Origin of the sequence: Lentzea indica (assembly GCF_012184385.1) — a bacterium.
Classification (GTDB): Bacteria; Actinomycetota; Actinomycetes; order Mycobacteriales; family Pseudonocardiaceae; genus Lentzea; species Lentzea indica.
The window spans coordinates 1-878 of sequence record NZ_VSRL01000576.1 but is presented as its reverse complement, the minus strand read 5'-3'; the positions used below and the strand labels follow the sequence as shown (position 1 = coordinate 878).

Sequence of the window (878 nt, the reverse complement as noted above, 5' to 3'; positions counted from 1 at the left end):
GGGCGTCGACCATGCGGGTGAGCCAGGCGGGCCGCCGCGGCGGCGGCCAGAAGATCGCCGTCGCGGTGGACCACCACCTGCGAGTTGCTCACGAACCCGCCTTCGCCTTGGACTTCTTCGCCCCGGACGCCGCCTTGCCGTTGGCCGACTCCGCGGCTTCCGAGGGAGCTTCCTCAGCGGGCTTGGCGGCCCGGCCCCGAGCGACCTTCGACAGGGACTTCAACGCGGCGGCGTAGACCTCGTCCGGGTCGAGACGGCGCAGTTCCTCTGCGAGGCAGTCGCGCACGGCACGACGCTGCAGCGCGACCCGCCGGGACGGCTGACCCGGCTGGGACAGGGTGCCGACCTTGCCGTCTGGACGGTGCAGGTCCACGTCACCGGACGCGCGGCCCAGCCGGACCTGCACGATGCCCTCGCCCGAGGTCGCCTTGAAACGCTTGGCGGGCACCTTCAAACGATCGGTGAGCCACGCGGCCAGCAGGTCGGTGGACGGCGAGTCGGCCTCGCCGGTCACCTCGGCTTCCAGGATCTTGTCGTACGGCGGCAGGTCCAGAGACGCGGCGAGCATGGCGCGCCACAACGTCAGACGCGTCCACGCCAGGTCCGTGTCGCCCGGCGCGTAGTGCGCCTTGCGCGACTCGAGGGCCTTGATCGGGTTCTTCTCCGCGGCCGCGTCGGTGATGCGGCGCTGCGCGAGCTGGCCGATCGGGTCCTTCGACGGGGAGATCGGCGCGTCGAACGGCCACCACGCCACGACCGGGGTGTCCGGCAGCAGCAGCGGCATCACGCAGGACGCGCCCTCCTTGGCGAGCTCGCCGTACAGGCGCAGAACCACGACCTCGGACGCACCCGCGTCGCCACCGACGCGGATCTGCGCG

Annotated in this window: 1 protein-coding gene; it reads right to left on the bottom strand. The window is 72.2% G+C overall.

Translation table 11 applies throughout. The features are described from left to right. Nucleotides 1-88: 88 nt before the first annotated feature. The coding region (locus FXN61_RS49700) for a glucose-6-phosphate dehydrogenase assembly protein OpcA (RefSeq protein WP_167980674.1) at nucleotides 89-878 on the bottom strand (790 nt) is incomplete at its 5' end.